The organism is Actinomadura sp. HBU206391, from assembly GCF_014323665.1.
GTDB lineage: Bacteria > Actinomycetota > Actinomycetes > Streptosporangiales > Streptosporangiaceae > Actinomadura_C.
Genome location: NZ_JABVEB010000015.1, coordinates 37,824 through 54,277 on the forward strand (window position 1 = coordinate 37,824; position 16,454 = coordinate 54,277).

A 16,454-nucleotide genomic window follows, 5' to 3' on the forward strand; every position below is an offset into this window, starting at 1 on the left:
TAGGCTTTCTGGCGTCTAAGAGATCAAATGTCACCGGCGACGAGGAGACGGCGTGCCCGAGGACACCGCCCGCGAGGGCAAGGCGGAGGCCCCCAAGCCTGCCGTCCCCGACACCACGGACGAGACCGCCGACGAGACCAGGGACGAGACCGCCGCCGACACCGGAGGTGCGGCCGCCGACGATGGAGCGGCCCCCGACGACGGGGCGGCCGGTGACGGAGCGACAGGCGACGGCGGTGCGGCCGCCGATCGGACGGCGGCCGGGAGGCGAAACGCGCTCCGCGCCAGGCTCCGTGACGCCAAGCTCGGGGAAAGGGCGCGCGAGGCGATCCGGAACGTCGCCGCCCGCCGCGCGCAGGCCAAGGGGCCCGAACAGGAGCCCGGCGGTGAGACGGCCGACGAGGCCCGAGCCGAGCCGCCGGCCGAGCCGCCCGCTCCGCTGTCGCCCATTCAGATCAACCCGGTCGCGATCCCGGAACAGCGCGTCCATGAGCCGGGCGCCGACCCCCTGACGGACATGGAGGTACGCAAGCGCGAGGCGGGCGTCGAAGACAGCCTCCCGTTCGGGCGGCCCGGCCAGCCGCTGGGCAGAACGCATCCGTTCATCTTCGGCTTCACCGGCGCCCTCGGGGTCTTCGCCGCATGGACGCTGATCCAGGCCATCGCGAGCGCCCGTCAGGTGCTGATCCTGATCGTGGTGTCCCTGTTCCTCGCCGTCGGCCTCAACCCCGCCGTCGAGGCCCTGCAGCGCCGCCGCGTGTCCCGGCGGTGGGCCGTCGCCCTGGTCTTCCTCGGCCTGCTCATGGTGTTCGCGGGCTTTGGCGCCGCCATAGTGCCGCCGCTCACGAACGAGATCACGGCGTTCATCGACCATGTGCCCACCTACATCCAGCAGCTCCAGCAGAACGCCCGCGTCCGCGAGCTCGATCAGCGCTACCAGCTGCTGGGCAAGCTGCAGTCCACGGTGACGAACGCCAACTTCGGCAAGCAGGCGGTGAACGGCATCGTCGGCGTGGGCCGGGTCGTGGTCGGCGGCCTCTTCAGCACGTTCACCGTGCTGATCCTCACGCTCTACTTCCTCGGTTCGCTGCCCGCCATCAAGAACTTCTTCTACCGCATGGCGCCCCGCTCCAGGCGGGCGCGGGTGGCCCTGCTGGGCGACGAGATCCTGGTTCGGATCGGCGGGTACGTCGCCGGTACCGTCGCCGTCGCCCTGGTCGCCGGCACCTCGGCCTATGTGTTCATGCTCTTCATGGGCATTCCGTTCGCGCTCCCGCTGGCGCTCCTCGTCGCTCTCACCGCCTTCATCCCGCTGGTGGGCGCGACGATCGGCGCCTCGCTCGTCTGCGTCGTCGCGTTCTTCGACGGCACGGGCACGGGCATCATCTGCGTCATCTTCTTCGTCGCCTACCAGCAGGTCGAGAACTACGTGATCCACCCGCGCGTCATGAAGCGGGCGGTCGACGTCCACCCCGCGGCGACCATCATCGCCGCCCTCATCGGCGGCACCCTGCTGGGTATCGTCGGCGCACTGCTCGCGATCCCGACCGCGGCCGCGATCTCGCTCATCGTCCGCGAGGTGGTCGTTCCCCGCCAGGACACCATGTGACCCGGCCGCAGGAGCTCACCGCATCCGGGCCAGCGCCGAGACGAACTCGGCGACGGCCTGGTTGAACAGCTCCGGCTGCTCGACCGCCGACAGGTGTCCCGCTCTGGGGATGACCATGAGCTCGGCGTTCGGCAGTGCGTCGGTCATGGCGCGCGCATCGCCTTCGGTGGTGAGCTCGTCCTCGGCTCCGGTGATGACGAGCGTCGGGACCCGCATGCCCCTCAGGACGTCAAAGGACTCGGGCCGCGCGGCCATCGCGCGCTGCGCCCAGGCCACGGCCCGCGGCGGCGCGGAGCGTACGAGCCCGCGCACCCGCCCGTACACGAGCGCACGCTGGCGGAACGTGGTGGGACCGACGAGCCGCGGCAGCACCTCCTCGACCAGGATGCCCACGCTGTCGTCGGCGCTGATCTGATCCGCCATGCGCAGCCGGTTCTGCCGGACGGCATCCGGATCGGCGGCGGCCTTGGTGTCGGCCAGCAGCATGCCGAGGATCTTCTCGGGATGCCTGCGGCAGAGCGCCATCGTGACGTATCCGCCCATCGAGAGCCCGCCGATGACCGCTCGTTCGATGCCCTTCGAGTCGAGCAGGGCCGCCACATCGTCGGCCATGGCGTCGATCGACGGTTCGTCGTCGCCGAGGACCGAGCCGCCGAAGCCCCGCAGATCCGGCGTGATGACCCGGAATCGCCCGACGAGCGCCTCCCGCTGTTCAAGCCACATCGCCGAGGACAGCGGAAACGCGTGGAGCAGGACGAGAGGAATCCCCTCGCCCACGTCACGAGCGTTCAGTGCGATGGTCATAACGCCCCTGCCGTCCGGTCGTCATCACGCGGAGATCGATCAGTCATGTGGCCATCGTGGCGTTCCCCGGCCCTTCTCCCGAGAACCATGGCCGTCATCGGCCGTACCGGTTTAGAGCCGCATCAGGTCATGCGGGTGTCGGCGTCCCCTTGATCTGCGTCCCCTTCATCGGCGTCCCATTCATTCGGGAGCGGGGATGCCTGGGGTGCCACCCTCTTCACGATCTCGTTCAGCACGATGCGCACGTACGGCTCGCCGACCCACAGGTGCTTCGCGTCGTCGACCGCGATGACCTCTGCCTGCGGGACGCGCTTGAACCGCTCGCGGGCCTCCGGAGGACGCAGGTAGTCGTCCAGCTCCGGCACGAGCGCGACCACGGGGCGGCCGTCCGCCGCCCACGCGTCGAGGTCCTGATCGGTCGCTCGACGCAAGGGCGGCGAGAGCAGGATCACCCCCTCGACCAGCGGGTCGCGGCCCCACCTCAGGGCCAGCTCGGTGCCGAACGACCAGCCGAGCAGCCACGGGCGAGGCAGATCGTGGTACTCCGTGAACTCCAGCGCGGCCGCGACGTCGAACCGCTCGGTCTCGCCCTCACCGAACTCGCCCTGGCTGGTGCCGCGCTCGGAGGTCGTGCCGCGGGTGTTGAACCGCAGCACGGCCACGTCGGCCAGGGCCGGCAGCCGGAAGGACGCCTTGCGGATCACGTGGCTGTCCATCATGCCGCCGTGCGTCGGCAGCGGATGCAGGCAGACGAGGGTGGCGACGGGCGGCCGGTCAACCGGCATCGCGAGCTCGCCGACCAACTCCAGACCGTCAGCGGTATGAAGCGTGATCGGTTCCCGCCGGGCCGGCAGCACCGAACTCGCGCGGATCTCCGCCATGAACTGTCTCCTGTCAGTAGCCCTGCTGTCGGTTACCCCGCCATCGGTCGCCCTAACGCCCATGTCCCTCGACCAGGCCGGCGTCAGTAGCGCGGGGCCCCGCGGGAACGCTGGATCCTCGGCGTCCGCCTCAGCCGAGCCTGCCAGCAGGACCGATGCCAGTGCCGCCGGTCGCCCGCGTCCCGCTCATCGGCCCGCCAGGCGACCACGTGCCCGACGCCGGGCGGGATCTCCTGGTCGCAACCCGGGCAGCGGTACGGCTTGGTCGCGTTGGCCGGCGCGATCGTGCGAATGACCCAGTCCCCGTCGGGCGCCTCTTCGATGTTCTGAAGCCCGCCCGCCCATGAACCACCGACGGACCGGCGATCCTCGGCGTCGCGGCGATTCTTACGGGGGCTCATGCCATAAGGGTACGGACGGGGGCGTACCGCCGTGTTCCCGAGTCCGGATCAGCGGAGGGTCCGGCCGGCCGTGGCGTACTCCGCGAGCAGCGCGGCGGGCGCCGACGCGGTTTCGCGCGACTCCCCGTGGAGCGCCCGCAGCACGCGCACGGCCCGGTCGAGCCCGAGCCGGTCGAGATCCGCGATCGGACCCACCGGGTAGCCGCAGCCCAGCGTCATCGCCGCGTCGATCGCGTCGGCGTCGGCGTAGCCGGCGTCCATCATCCGAACGGCGTCGTTGAGGTACGGGAAGCGCAGCGCGTCGACGATGAACCCGGCGCGGTCGCGGCAGCGCACGGCCTCGTTCCCGAGCCGCTCGGCCAGCGCCACCACCCGCAGTTCGACGCCGGGGTCGGTGAGGACCGTCGAGACGACCTCGGCCAGGTTCCGTCCCGCCTCCGCGAAGTGCAGACCGACGACGTCGCCGGGCCGGCTCGTGGCCGTCGCGAACTCGATGACCGGCAGGGTCGCGGCGGTGGTGGCGAGGACCGCGCCGGGCTTGGCGACGCCGTCCAGCACGGCGATCGTGGAGCGCCTCGCGGCGTCATCCCCGGTGACCGACTCGATCACAAGGTCGCACTCGGCCAGCGCACCCGGCTCGGAGCCGACGGTGATCCGGTCCAGGGCCGCCGTGCGGCCGGCCTCGTGGAGCTCACCGGCGGCCACGGCGCGATCGAGCGACGCCTGCAGGGACCGCCAGGCCGCGTCGGCCCCGGTCCCGGCGTCCCCTGCGTCCTCCGTCAGGGTCCCGGCGTCTCCGGCGCCCTCGGCCGCGACGAACCGGACCGGGCACCCGGCGCGGGCGGCCCGCAGGGCGATGCCGACCGCCACGTCGCCCGAGCCGGCCACGCCGACCAGCGGCCGTTCCGGCACCGCCGCCTCCTCGGACGCCGGCGGGGACGACACCGGGGACGGGCCGTCGACGACGACCGGCGATCCGGGCCTGTCATAGGTGTAGAGGCCGCGGCCGGTCTTGCGGCCGAGCTGCCCGGCGGTGACGAGCCGGCGCAGGATCGGCGCGGGCGCGTGCCGGCGGTCCCGGGTCTCACGGTAGATCGCCTCGAGCACTTCCAGTGAGGTGTCCAGGCCGATGAGATCGAGCAGGGTGAGCGGGCCCATCGGCAGCCCGGCTCCGGCCTTCATCGCGTTGTCGATGTCCTCGCGGGTGGCATGCCCGGAGTCGTAAATCCCCACGGCCTGGTTCAAGTAGCCGAAGAGCAGCCGGTTGGCGATGAACCCCGCGCGGTCGCCGATGGTGACCGGCACCTTGCCGAGCCCGCTTACGAGTTCGGCGACCCTGGCCACGTGCCCGGGCTCGGTGAGCACCGTGCCGATCACCTCGACCAGCCTCATGACCGGCGCCGGATTGAAGAAGTGGACGCCGACGACCGCGGCCGGGCGGCCGGTGGTCACCGCGATCTCGGTGACCGACAGCGAGGAGGTGTTGGTTGCGAGCACGGCGTCCGGCCGGCAGACCCGATCGAGCTCGGCGAACACCCTGCGCTTGAGCTCCAGCCGCTCGGGCACCGCCTCGATCACCAGATCGCAGTCGCGCAGGGCCGCGTAGTCGGTGGACAACGTGATCCGGTCCAGGAGCGCGGCCTGTGCCTCCTCGGTCAGCCTGCCCCGCTTGACGGCGCGTCCGGTCGAGCGCTCCAGGTGCCCGCGGCCGCTCGCCAGCGCCGCCTCGTTGACCTCGATGCCCATGACGTCATACGCGCCGCCGGCCATCACCTCCGCGATTCCGGCACCCATGGTGCCGAGCCCGACAACCCCGATCTTCCGGAAATCGCTCATGACCGCGTGCTCCCCTGTCCGCTGGATGCCCGTGTTGCCGGATGCCCGTGTTCCCTGGATGCCGTATTCGCTGATCAGCTGTTCAGGAGTCTCCCAGACGGCTCGTTCGCGACGAACTCTGGTACGAATGACGCGTGCGCTTCGGGCTCTTCCTGCCGGCCGGGCAGTTCTCCGGCGAGAGGCACGGTGACGCCTTGGCCCGCACGGTCGAGGCGGCCGCGGCGGCCGAACTGGCCGGGTTCGACGACGTGTGGGTGGCGGAGCACCACTTCATGTCGTACGGCGTCTGCCCGTCGGCCGTGACGCTCGCCGGCTATCTGCTCGGCGCCACGTCGCGCATCGAGGTGGGCACCGCGGTGAGCGTGCTGTCCAACCAGCATCCGGTCGCGCTGGCCGAGCAGGCGGCGCTGCTCTCCCTCGTGTCCGGCGGCCGGTTCCGGCTCGGCGTCGGCCGCGGTGGCCCGTGGGTCGATCTCGAAGTGTTCGGCACCGGCCTGGAGCGCTTCGAAGAGGGCTTCGCGGAGTCGCTGGATCTGCTGCTCACCTGGCTGTCATCGGAGCGCGTCTCGTGGCCCGGCCGCCGCTTCCGCTTCCGCGAGGTCCCGGTGGTGCCGCGACCGGATCCGGCGCCGCCGGTCGTGGTGGCCTGTACGTCACCGGGCACCGAGGCGCTCGCCGCCGCGCGCGGTCTGCCGATGCTGCTCGGCATGCACGTCGGGGACGCCGAGAAGGCGGCCGCCATCGCACGTTACGCCGACCTCGGCGGGCCTGCACCGCACATCGCCACCGGGGTGGCGCATGTCGCCGACACCCGCGAGGAGGCGGTGTCGGCCGTACGCCGGGAGCTGCCGCGCTGGCTCGGTCCCGGACTGGCCGGTTACGTGCCGGTCGACGGCCGGCCGACGAGGCCACGTGATCCGGACGAGTACGCAAGGCTGCTGTGCGAACTGCACCCGGTCGGCGGGCCCGACGACTGCGTGGAGGCGCTGACCGCGACCGCCGCCACCACGGGCATCGAGCACGTCATTCTGCTGGTCGACTGCACCGGCTCCCGCGAACGCACACTGGAGAACATCGCCCGCCTCGGCGCCGAGGTCCTCCCCAAGGTGCGCGATACCGACGTGCACGGCCCCAAGGCGCGCGATCGACCATGCCCGTGACCGACCATGCCGTGATCTGGCGGGCGTTCGCACGGCGAACACCTGCGAGATCGCGAAGTGACGGTCAGCAGTCGCGCAGTTCGGGCGACTGGTTGAGGATCTGCTCGCGAGCCGTCACGAAGCGGCGGTAGGTCCGGCCGCCGGCCGCGGCGCCGGGGAAGACCGCCACCCGGTGGCAGTTCTGGAACGCGAGCTTGACCCCGAAGTAGCGCTCGAGCGCGCCGCGCATGGCGTCGCTGGCGAGAACCCGCAGGAGCTGGCCGCGAGCCTGCTCGTCCGGCGGCGGCGTCTGGTTGTCGGCGAACTCCCCGCCGTCCACCTGGAGCCGGGCCACCAGGCCGCTGATCATCTCCCAGGCGTACGGCAGCGAGGTGCGAATGCACTCGACGAACGTCGCGTCGTCGACCTCACCGGACTGTGCCTTTTCCAGGAGTTCCGCAGACACGTCGAGGGACATGGGAGGTTCCTTTCGCCGTCCGTCCTACCTCACTCCTCTGGCGACGGTAATCATTACGCCCGAGCACGTCTAGGGCAGATTTATAGCGAAATGCCCGGTTGTCCACCATTGGCCGCACCTTGGGCACGCGTGACCAGCGCCGACGCAAGGCACGCAGAGGGCGCAACCCCACCGTGGTCCTTTGCGCACGGGCGCACCGCACGGAGGCCGCACGGGGCGCATCGCAAGGTCATGTGGTGAGGAGGCTGCGGCCCATCAGCACGTCGTCGACATAGCGGCCTTCGAGGTAGAACTCCTCCGGCAGGACACCCTCGACGGCGAAGCCCACGGCCTCGTACAGCCTGCGCGCTCGGAGATTGACCGACAGCACCCGGAGCGTGATGCGGCGCGCGCCCTGGAGACGGGCCTCCTCGAAGACCGCTTCGAGGAGCAGCCGGCCGAGACCCCGGCCGCGCTCCGCGGGGTCGACGGCGAACCCCTGGATCTGGCGTACGTGGTCGCCGCTCGGCAGCGGCACCGGTTGGACCAGCCGGATGAAGCCGAGGAGACGGCCCTGCCGCTCGGCGACCAGGAACTGTTCCGGCGGATGCCCCAGGTCGAAGAACACCGCGTTCTCGTGCGGGCGCGGGCTCACGGCGTTCTCAGGCGCCCACGTGATCCGGTCGAGTTCGGCGAGGGCGCGATCATCGGACAGCACCGCTCGCCGGATCCGCATCTCATCCGACGCCCGATCCTTGCCCGTCAGGGTCCACCTCATGATCGCACTCCCTCGTCACCTCGCATGAATCGTACGGTGGAGCAGCATCGGAGCCGTGCGCTGACTAGGGTGATGCACCGTGCGTCTTGTCATCGCGCGGTGCAGCGTCGACTACGTCGGCCGCCTCACCGCCCACCTCCCCATGGCCCCGCGCCTCATTCTCGTCAAGGCTGACAACTCGGTCTCGATCCACGCCGACGACCGTGCGTTCAAGCCGCTGAACTGGATGAACCCGCCCTGCACGCTCCGCGAGGAACCACCGGCGGACGGCAGCGGCGCGATCGCGCGGTGGACGGTGACCCACGGCAAGTCCGGCGAGCAGCTCATCCTCACCATCGAGGAGATACTGCACGATTCCAGCCATGAGCTGGGCCTCGACCCTGGCCTGGTCAAGGACGGCGTCGAGGCGCACCTGCAGGAACTGCTCGCGGAGCACATCACCACGCTCGGCGAGGGATGGACGCTGATCCGCCGGGAGTATCCGACCGCGATCGGGCCGGTCGACATCCTGTGCCGCGACCACAGCAGCGCGACGGTCGCCATCGAGATCAAACGACGCGGCGACATCGACGGCGTCGAGCAGCTCACCCGGTATCTCGAGCTGCTCAACCGCGATCCGCTGATCGCCCCGGTGCGGGGGATCTTCGCCGCGCAGGTGATCAAGCCGCAGGCGAAGGTACTCGCCAACGACCGCGGCATCGACTGCGTCACCCTCGACTACGACACGCTTCGCGGGATCGAGCGCGACGGCACCCTGTTCTGACATCGTTCTGACGACCCCGCCCACCGTCGTGGCCGTACCTGACAGAAGATGGCAGGAATGACGGAAAGGATGGCGCCCATGAGCGAACATGCGAGCGGGACCTTCGATATCACCGGCTGGGACGAGAAGGCCACCGAGGAGCGGACCGGCGCCACGATAGGGCGGGTCGGCGTCACCAAGACCTTCCACGGCGACCTGACCGGGACGAGCGCCACCGAGCTCCTGTCCCTGCACACCGAGGCCGGGCCCGCCGCCTACGTGGCACTGGAGCACGTCGAGGGCTCGCTGAACGGCCGCAGCGGAACCTTCGTCCTCCAGCACAGCGCGGGGGCCTCGGACGGGGTCCAGTGGATGAAATGGCAGATCGTGTCCACCTCGGGCACCTCGGAGCTCAAGGGTCTGCGCGGCGAGGGCCAGATCACGGTCGGGCCGGACGGCGAGCACTCCTACACCCTCGACTACGACCTGGACTGATCTCCGGCGGCCACCTCACCATGGGACCCGGCAACCGGAGCGGCATGCCCGCTCGGGATATGTCGCTCCGGTCGGGTAGGTCGCACGGCCGCCCTGCGGTGAACGCGCGGACATCCCGCGGCGCGAACGGCCGCGTGGTCACGAACAGCGCCAGAGCCACAGACACTTGGCACTTCGCTTGGGAGCCTTCTGAGCGGCGTCCCATTCGTTGCCGAGACGCTCGCTGTTGAGCTGCGTCACCGCATCGAGCACCGCCTTCCGCCCAGCCTCGCCACCCAGCCGTCGTTCTTCGTCGGTCAGCGACAAAGAGTCGTTGGTGGCTTTCTTGAAGGCGGTGACATAGGTCTCCAGATAGGGCGGCGTTCCTTTTATTTCAGGGAGATTTGCGCGCATTATTCGGGCGTATGTCGAGGCGATGAGGTAACCGTTCTGCGCGTTATAGAAATCCGCCAGATGATTCACGCTCTGCTCGATATATTCCTCGCGCGACACGTCGTTCGCATCGAGGCCCTTTTTCTTGGGCGGTTCGACCAGATCCGCGAGGGCTCTCTGCCGAGTAGCCTCTCGCTCATGGGGCGGGGTCATCACATCGAGGATGATCTCTCGTTTCGCCTTATCGTAGTCATTGCCGGTGCCGATTCGCCAGCGAGTCGTGAAGCCGGCCTTCAACTGCCATTCCAGGAATGGTTTTCCGCTCGGCTCGTGCCAACCGGCGATGTCTGCCTTCGCTATCCCTTCATAGTACCGGGCCGCCTTGAACTGCGCCTCGAACTGCTTGTTCCAGTACTCTGGGTCGAATTCCGGTGGTGGGGACTCCCCTGGCGGTGCCAGCAGGGCCTTTCGGTCCTTCAACTTCAAGATCTTGTTTGCTCCTCCACCCCCCGTGGGAACTTTGGGCGCCGGGCTCGTCGGGGCGACCGCGGGGACGGCCACCGGCCGGCCGCCGGTGGGCACGCAGTCGTTCTGCCCGACCCGGCATACCGCTTTCTCGATGCTGGAGGCCACAGCGCTACCTACGCCGCTGGCGACAAAGGCGGCGGCGACGACCGCCACGAGCAGGACGATGCTCAGATATGATACGGAGCCGTCACCTGTTTCCCGGAGATTGCCTTTTTCCACACAACGCCGTCGTACAAATTCCCGCATATGCGTACGGTATTGGTCCCGATGAATGCCGTCGCAGGGCCCGGGGACCCAAGTCAAGGCCCTTCTTGCCCGGCGCGCGTTCAGGCACCGCCCGGCCGAACCGCCGGCACCCCGTACCGAGAGGGCTGGGGCATGTCGCCCCGGTCTGGTACGGGACACGGGTACCCTGCGGTGAACGCGCGTGATCGCTCGATCGGCGCGAGAAGCGAGAGAAGGGTCACGATGGGATCGGTGCACGAGTTGCGGGGGAGCCGCGCGAACGTACGGCTCAGCCCGGTGTTCATCGCCATCGTCGCGGCCACCGTGCTGTGCGGCTTGATCGTCTGGCGCTACGGCAACATCGTGGAGAGACCGGCTCGGCTCGCGCTGTTCGGCTTCGTGGCGGGGGCCTGGATCGTCTCGCTCTGCCTGCACGAGTTCGGCCACGCCTTCTTCGCCTACCGTTCGGGCGACGACAGCATCGCCACCAAGGGCTATCTGACACTGAACCCGCTGAAGTACGCCGACCCGATCCTGAGCTTCGCGATCCCGGTGCTCTTCATGCTGATCGGCGGAATCGGCCTGCCCGGAGGCGCGATCTGGATCGAGCGAGGGAAGATCCGCGGCCGGCTCCGGCACAGTCTCATCTCGGCGGCGGGCCCGCTCGCCAACCTCGCCTTCGCACTCATACTCGCGTTCGTCGTCAAGATCCTTGCCGAGGACGACCACCGGATCTTCTGGTCCGGGCTCGCCTTCCTCACATTCCTGCAGGTGACCGCGGCGCTGCTCAACCTGCTGCCGATCCCCGGCCTGGACGGATTCGGCATCATCGAGCCCTACCTGCCCCGGGAATGGGCACGCAAGGCGAGCGAGATCGGCGGCTATGCCTTTTTCATCCTGATCGCTCTGCTCTGGCTCGGACCGATCAACCGCGTGTTCTTCGACGCGATCTACACCCTCACCGACGCGCTCGGCATCGGCCGCCTGCCGATCGAACTGGGTCACCTGCTCTTCCAGTTCTGGAAGAACTGATCCCCCAGCTGGAGCGACCTGGGGGATCTCCGCCGGGCTGTTCATGCTCGCCGAGGAAGACGCCACCGGGGCCGGCCCGATGCTGTTCCTATGTACGATGCCCCGCCGACCACGAGGATCGGCGGGGCATTTGCTATTCCCCGCGAGCGACGGGTGGGCCGTCGGGCCCGTTCTGGCTATGCGGCCAGGCGGCCGAACGGTCGCGTTTGAGATAGACGATGTCCTCGACCCGGTCGGAGGGGATGACGACCTGCGTCACCTCGATCGCCGCCCCGTCCTTCGCGGAGAAGCCGACGCGGATGACCTCCTGCACGGGTAGGCCGGTGGGGATCTGGAGGAGCGCGGCCTCATCCTGATCGGGCAGTCGGCCTCGGTGAATCTCCATCCACTCGATCGGCCCATGACCGGCCTCCTCGAGCCGGTCCAGCCACCCGCCGGGGCCGGGGCCCTGCTCGGCCACGGCCGGAGCGTCGGCGACGCCGCGCGGGTGAATCCACGAGTCGCTGATCTGGAACGGCGGTTCGTTCGGAGGCCCGGTGACGCGCCGCCGGCGTAGCGCCGTAGAACCCTCGGGGACGTTGAGGAGTGTCGCGACCCTGCCCGTGATGGCCTCTTCCGCCGCGGTCGCAGGCACGTGGTGAATCCACAGTTCGTTACCTTCGGCCGCGGGGAACGAGTAACCGCCAGCGTTTTCGCTTCCGTCCGGGCGGCGGTGCCTGGTGTTCCGCTTCACTACGTTCCCGCGGACGATGCGGCGGCGCTTGGCCGGTCGGACGATGGTGCCGCGTCGAGGGACCGCCCACACGAGGCCATCGTTCTCCAGCTCGGCGACGGCGCGAGCGACCGCGTTGCGAGACACGTTGAACTCAGCGGCCAGGTCGGTCATGCGCGGCAGGTTGTCGCCGGGCTGCCACTCACCCTCATTGATCCGACGGCGGAGGTCGTCTGCGATCTCGCGGTATCGCGCTGACGCCATGAGCACCTCTCAACGGATTTGTTGAAGCATATTGACTCCCGGGATTGTAGTCGCCACCATGGAGCCTGGCATGTTGATTTGTTGAAGCAAATCGGGACGTATGCCAGAGGTTGCCCTGTGCAGCGGCCACTACGGAGGTGATGGTGCCATGACCGGCGCCCTGCCACGAAGGCATTTGGATCCGCCACGGATGTACTCGTGGACGATCGCCGGAGGCGACGGCGCCGGCGCGTGCGGTGTTACCGGCGACTACGACCGCACTCTCGACGATGTCGTCGAAGCGCTCGCGAGCGCCCCGGCCGGATCCCGCGGCCTCGTTCACCGGGTCATCCTCAGCTTCTCCCGCGTCGGCTACGTCTACCAGGGCCTCGTGGCGCGCTGCCGGATCGACCCGCCCACGGGCGACGTCGTGTGGGACAGCCTCCCGTCGCCGGCCTCGTGGTCGACCCTCGCGCCGATGTTCACCGACCCGCCCGAGATCCTCGGCGACGGGATACCGCCCGAGGCGATCGCGACCTGCCTGGTCGACCTTGCCACGCACGAGGAGCGCCTGGCGCAGACCACCGTCGGCTCCGCAGATCGGCGGTAATCGTGGGCATCTCGTGGGTCCGCAGTCGTGGGCGCGCCGTAGCAAAGCACGGGACGGCGCACCCCCTCACAAAAGCGGCCGAGAAAAATAGCGGCCGGGTGACCCCTGCCAGCGGCAGGCCGGCGGCCAGGCCTCGCACCCTCTGAGCGGTGCGGGGCCCAAGACTCCCGCCCGGCACGGAGCCGGGCGGCCAGTAAGGAGGAAACCGTGTTACTCACCGCCGATCCCCCGGTCCGCGGCATCGACCCCCGGGACCTGATCCCCGCCGCGCTCTTCCGCAAGCTCGTACGGCGCATCGTCGCCGACGAGGAGATCGGGCAGGCCATGGCCGAGCGCATCATGGGCCAGGCCCTGGCGTTCCTCAAGGCCTGCGCAGACAACCCCGGCGCCGGCCTGGCCCCCTCCCCGGTCGTCGAAATCGGCTGGCACGCCTTCGTCCTGCACACCCGCGAGTACGCGGCGTTCTGTGAGCGGGTCGCGGGCCGGTTCATCCACCACGAGCCCACCGACGACCACAAGTGCGGCGGGATCGGCGACGCCCCACCGCCCGAGCGCGGCCACCTCCCCGCCACGCTCGCGGCCATGCGGGTCTCCGGCGTGCCGGTCGACGAACCGCTGTGGCGCGGGCGCTCGGGTGACTGCTCGCAGTGCCACCAGGGCTGCGTCGACAGCAACTGACGCTTCCCTCCCCGGCGGCCCCAGGTCATATGCTCGGCGACCTGGGGCCGCCGCCTACCCAGCGAGGACGCTATGACCCGACGTGAGTGGGACGCCCTGCCCGACGGTGTCCGCAGAGCCGTGGAGGACCGGTGCGGGCCGGTGAACAAGGCAGAGACACCCGCGTGGGGGTGCAGCTCGGATTTCTCCGCCACCCTGCACGTGGAGAACGGCCAGGTGTTCTGCAAGGGCATCCAGGCGACCGCGCCCGGTGCGTGGATGCACCGCCGCGAGGCCGAGGTGAACCCGCACCTGCCGCAGCTCGCGCCCCGACTGCTGTGGCAGTTGGAGGCCGACGGGTGGCTGATGCTCGGTTTCGAGCACGCGCCCGGCCGGCACCCGGACCTCTCCCCCTACAGCGCCGACCTCACCCCGGTCGCCGAGGCCGTGACCGCACTGCGACCGGCGCTGACGCCGTGCCCGATCCAGGGCCGCAGCCTCGCCGCGCGCTGGGCCCAGCTGCCGGTGTGGCAGAACTACGCCGACGACCCGCCCGCCGACCTCGAACCATGGGCGGTCGAGCACCTGCCGCACCTCGTCGAACTGGAGGCGTCGCGGTCGAGCACCTGCCGCACCTCGTCGAACTGGAGGCGTCAGCGCCCGAGCTGGTCGACGGCGACACGCTGCTCCACGCCGACCTCCAGCCCGGGAACCTCCTCACCGACGACGGCCAGGTCCGGGTCATCGACTGGGCATGGTCGTCGCGGCGCGCGGCGTGGGTGGACCCGGCGTTCCTCGTGATCCGGTTGATGGCGGCCGGGCACTCACCCGAGTCCGCAGAGGCGTGGGCGAGTCGGGTCCCGGCGTGGCGCGTGGCGCCGGCCGAGGCGGTGACGGCGTTCGCGGCCACGGTCCTCGGCCTGTGGGAGCACAAGACCCGGACGGCCCCAGCGGCCGCACTCGCAGCGGCTCACGGCCGTCGCCCGTGACTGGGCACGGTACCGGCTGGAGAGCAATCTGACACCGCCCCCGCCGCGAACGTACCTCCCGACCACCCGCGAAGGCACAGGAGGCCGAGCATGAGCCGCCGGAGCCTCGTGGTCGATAGACCGGCGGATGCCGGGCATGGACGGGAATTCTGCCCCGGCCATGACGGCTCTGTAATGCTTTACTGGGCGGTAAATCACAGGGCGGTGCCGGGAGGTTCTCAATGTCCGTGGCGATCGAGACGGGGAGCGGAACCTTCGAGTCGCTCAACCCGGCCACCGGCGAGGTTCTCGCCGAGCACCCGGTGCACGACGAGACGGCGGTGCGGGCGGCCGTCGAGCGGGCCCGCGCGGCCGCCGTCTGGTGGGGATCGCTCGGGTGGCGCGAGCGGCGGCTGCGGCTGCTGAACGTCAAGGGCGCACTGACCCGCGACCTGGGCCGGCTGGCGGAGCTGATCCACCAGGAGACCGGCAAGCCGGTCTCCGACGCCATCCTGGAGGTGGCCGCCACCGTCACCCACCTGGACTGGGCCGCGCGCCACGCACAGAAGGTGCTCGGCCCGCGCGGCGTCTACCCGGGAGTGGTCGCCCTGCACCAGAAGTGCACGCTGGAATACCACCCGCTCGGCGTGGTCGGCGTCATCGGGCCGTGGAACTACCCGCTCTTCACCCCGATGGGCTCGATCGCCTATGCCCTCGCGGCGGGGAACGCCGTCGTGTTCAAGCCGTCGGAGTACACGCCCGGCGTCGGGACGCTGCTCGCCGAGATCTTCGAGACCGTCGTACCGGAGCAGCCGGTCCTGCAGGTGGTGACCGGCCTCGGGCCGACCGGCGCGGCGCTCGCCTCCAGCGACGTCTACAAGATCGCCTTCACCGGTTCGACGGCGACCGCCAAGAAGGTCATGGCGGCGTGCGCCGAGAACCTCACCCCGATCGTCGCCGAGTGCGGCGGCAAGGACGCCTTTCTCGTGGACGCCGACGCCGACCTCGACGCGGCCGCCTCGGCCGCCGTGTGGGGAGCGATGTCCAACGCCGGGCAGACCTGCGTGGGCGTCGAGCGGGTGTACGTCGTCGAGGACGTCTACGACGCGTTCATCGGCAAGCTGACCGAGCGGGCCGAGGCGCTGCGGGCCGGCGCCGGCGCGGAGGCCTCATACGGACCGATCACGATGCCCCGGCAGCTCGACGTCATCGAACGGCACATCAAGGACGCCCTCGACAAGGGCGGCACGGCGGTCGTCGGCGGCCCCGAGTCGGTGCGGCGACCGTACGTCGACCCGGTCGTGCTGACGAACGTGCCCGAGGACTCGACGGCCGTGAGCGAGGAGACCTTCGGGCCGACCGTCACCGTCACGAAGGTGAAGGATCTCGACGAGGCCGTGGTGAAGGCCAACGCCACCTCGTACGGCCTGGCCGCCGCGGTGTTCGCCGGCAGCAGGTCCCGTGCCATGGACGTCTCGCGCCGGCTGCGCAGCGGCATGACCTCCATCAACGCGGTGATCGCCTTCGCGTCGATCCCCGGCCTGCCGTTCGGCGGGGTCGGCGAGTCCGGCTTCGGGCGCATTCACGGCGCCGACGGCCTGCGCGAGTTCGCCCGCGCCAAGGCCATCACGCGGCAGCGGTTCAACCCGCCCATCGACCTCACCTCGTTCGCCCGCGGCGACAAGGAGATGCGCCGGCTGACCCGCGTGGTGACCTTCCTGCACGGCCGCCGGTACGGGCGATAGCCGCTCGGCTCAGGCAGGTGCCGGGGGGCGACCGGCCTGAGCCTAAGGCGAAGCCCGGCGGACGGCAGGCGGCTAAGGCGATACGGCGGGTACTAAGGCGGCATAAGGCGGGGAGATAGGGCGTCGTCCCGATGTGGCCCACCCCCCCTTAGGACGAACCTTGTAGTCGTAGGGCCGGAAGACACCGGCCCAGCGACTGAGGAGAACAGCATGAACGCGC

The 16,454-nt window shown here is 69.9% G+C and carries 17 protein-coding genes; 9 read left to right on the forward strand and 8 right to left on the reverse strand.

Annotation, left to right across the window (positions count from 1 at the left end):
• Positions 1 to 52 precede the first annotated feature (52 nt).
• The gene (locus HKK72_RS08985) at positions 53 to 1,609 is read left to right on the forward strand and encodes an AI-2E family transporter (RefSeq protein ID WP_315987155.1); all 1,557 of its coding nucleotides are present in this window, start codon (positions 53 to 55) and stop codon (positions 1,607 to 1,609) included.
• Between the two features lie 15 nt (positions 1,610 to 1,624).
• Here HKK72_RS08985 and HKK72_RS08990 read toward each other — a convergent pair whose 3' ends face one another.
• The 4 genes from HKK72_RS08990 to HKK72_RS09005 all read right to left on the reverse strand — a co-directional run bounded on the left by HKK72_RS08990 (position 1,625) and on the right by HKK72_RS09005 (position 5,531).
• On the reverse strand, positions 1,625 to 2,413 hold the full coding sequence (locus tag HKK72_RS08990; RefSeq protein WP_187233810.1) for an alpha/beta fold hydrolase: 789 nt from the start codon (positions 2,411 to 2,413) through the stop codon (positions 1,625 to 1,627).
• 122 nt (positions 2,414 to 2,535) lie between these two features.
• A complete protein-coding gene (locus HKK72_RS08995) occupies positions 2,536 to 3,294 on the reverse strand; it encodes an alpha/beta hydrolase (protein ID WP_187233811.1) in 759 nt (252 codons plus the stop codon).
• Between the two features lie 83 nt (positions 3,295 to 3,377).
• Positions 3,378 to 3,695 carry an ATP/GTP-binding protein gene (locus HKK72_RS09000; RefSeq protein ID WP_187233812.1) on the reverse strand — a complete coding sequence of 106 codons (318 nt, stop codon included), beginning with the start codon at positions 3,693 to 3,695 and terminating at the stop codon, positions 3,378 to 3,380.
• A 48-nt stretch (positions 3,696 to 3,743) separates the two neighbouring features.
• Positions 3,744 to 5,531: a 3-hydroxybutyryl-CoA dehydrogenase gene (locus HKK72_RS09005; protein WP_187233813.1), complete on the reverse strand. Its 1,788-nt coding sequence runs from the start codon at positions 5,529 to 5,531 to the stop codon at positions 3,744 to 3,746.
• Between the two features lie 134 nt (positions 5,532 to 5,665).
• Between HKK72_RS09005 and HKK72_RS09010 the strand changes: the two genes are divergently transcribed.
• Positions 5,666 to 6,691, forward strand: a complete 1,026-nt coding sequence (locus HKK72_RS09010) for an LLM class flavin-dependent oxidoreductase (RefSeq protein ID WP_187233814.1) — start codon at positions 5,666 to 5,668, stop codon at positions 6,689 to 6,691.
• 64 nt (positions 6,692 to 6,755) lie between these two features.
• Here the strand turns inward: HKK72_RS09010 and HKK72_RS09015 are convergent, their stop codons facing one another.
• Together HKK72_RS09015 and HKK72_RS09020 are read right to left on the reverse strand one after the other, a co-directional pair.
• Positions 6,756 to 7,148 carry an SCO5389 family protein gene (locus tag HKK72_RS09015; protein WP_187233815.1) on the reverse strand — a complete coding sequence of 131 codons (393 nt, stop codon included), beginning with the start codon at positions 7,146 to 7,148 and terminating at the stop codon, positions 6,756 to 6,758.
• Positions 7,149 to 7,377: 229 nt separating this feature from the next.
• Complete coding sequence (locus tag HKK72_RS09020) at positions 7,378 to 7,905, reverse strand: GNAT family N-acetyltransferase (protein ID WP_222720509.1); 528 nt, start codon at positions 7,903 to 7,905, stop codon at positions 7,378 to 7,380.
• Positions 7,906 to 7,984: 79 nt separating this feature from the next.
• On the opposite strand from HKK72_RS09020, the gene nucS reads away from it, so the two are divergent.
• Complete coding sequence (nucS, locus tag HKK72_RS09025; protein WP_187233816.1) at positions 7,985 to 8,668, forward strand: endonuclease NucS; 684 nt, start codon at positions 7,985 to 7,987, stop codon at positions 8,666 to 8,668.
• 78 nt (positions 8,669 to 8,746) lie between these two features.
• Positions 8,747 to 9,142: a DUF3224 domain-containing protein gene (locus HKK72_RS09030; RefSeq protein ID WP_261986670.1), complete on the forward strand. Its 396-nt coding sequence runs from the start codon at positions 8,747 to 8,749 to the stop codon at positions 9,140 to 9,142.
• A 138-nt stretch (positions 9,143 to 9,280) separates the two neighbouring features.
• Here the strand turns inward: HKK72_RS09030 and HKK72_RS09035 are convergent, their stop codons facing one another.
• On the reverse strand, positions 9,281 to 10,288 hold the full coding sequence (locus HKK72_RS09035; RefSeq protein WP_187233817.1) for a hypothetical protein: 1,008 nt from the start codon (positions 10,286 to 10,288) through the stop codon (positions 9,281 to 9,283).
• Between the two features lie 222 nt (positions 10,289 to 10,510).
• Between HKK72_RS09035 and HKK72_RS09040 the strand changes: the two genes are divergently transcribed.
• The gene (locus tag HKK72_RS09040; protein ID WP_187233818.1) at positions 10,511 to 11,299 is read left to right on the forward strand and encodes a site-2 protease family protein; all 789 of its coding nucleotides are present in this window, start codon (positions 10,511 to 10,513) and stop codon (positions 11,297 to 11,299) included.
• A 133-nt stretch (positions 11,300 to 11,432) separates the two neighbouring features.
• Here the strand turns inward: HKK72_RS09040 and HKK72_RS09045 are convergent, their stop codons facing one another.
• A complete protein-coding gene (locus HKK72_RS09045) occupies positions 11,433 to 12,275 on the reverse strand; it encodes a GntR family transcriptional regulator (protein ID WP_187233819.1) in 843 nt (280 codons plus the stop codon).
• 148 nt (positions 12,276 to 12,423) lie between these two features.
• Here HKK72_RS09045 and HKK72_RS09050 point away from each other — a divergent pair, with 148 nt between their 5' ends.
• From HKK72_RS09050 to HKK72_RS09065, 4 genes are all read left to right on the forward strand, one after another.
• A complete protein-coding gene (locus HKK72_RS09050; RefSeq protein ID WP_187233820.1) occupies positions 12,424 to 12,864 on the forward strand; it encodes a hypothetical protein in 441 nt (146 codons plus the stop codon).
• Between the two features lie 207 nt (positions 12,865 to 13,071).
• Positions 13,072 to 13,542 carry a glycine-rich domain-containing protein gene (locus tag HKK72_RS09055; protein ID WP_222720510.1) on the forward strand — a complete coding sequence of 157 codons (471 nt, stop codon included), beginning with the start codon at positions 13,072 to 13,074 and terminating at the stop codon, positions 13,540 to 13,542.
• A 72-nt stretch (positions 13,543 to 13,614) separates the two neighbouring features.
• On the forward strand, positions 13,615 to 14,322 hold the full coding sequence (locus HKK72_RS09060) for a hypothetical protein (protein ID WP_187233821.1): 708 nt from the start codon (positions 13,615 to 13,617) through the stop codon (positions 14,320 to 14,322).
• Between the two features lie 409 nt (positions 14,323 to 14,731).
• Positions 14,732 to 16,234, forward strand: a complete 1,503-nt coding sequence (locus tag HKK72_RS09065) for an aldehyde dehydrogenase family protein (protein ID WP_187233822.1) — start codon at positions 14,732 to 14,734, stop codon at positions 16,232 to 16,234.
• The last annotated feature ends 220 nt before the right edge of the window (positions 16,235 to 16,454 follow it).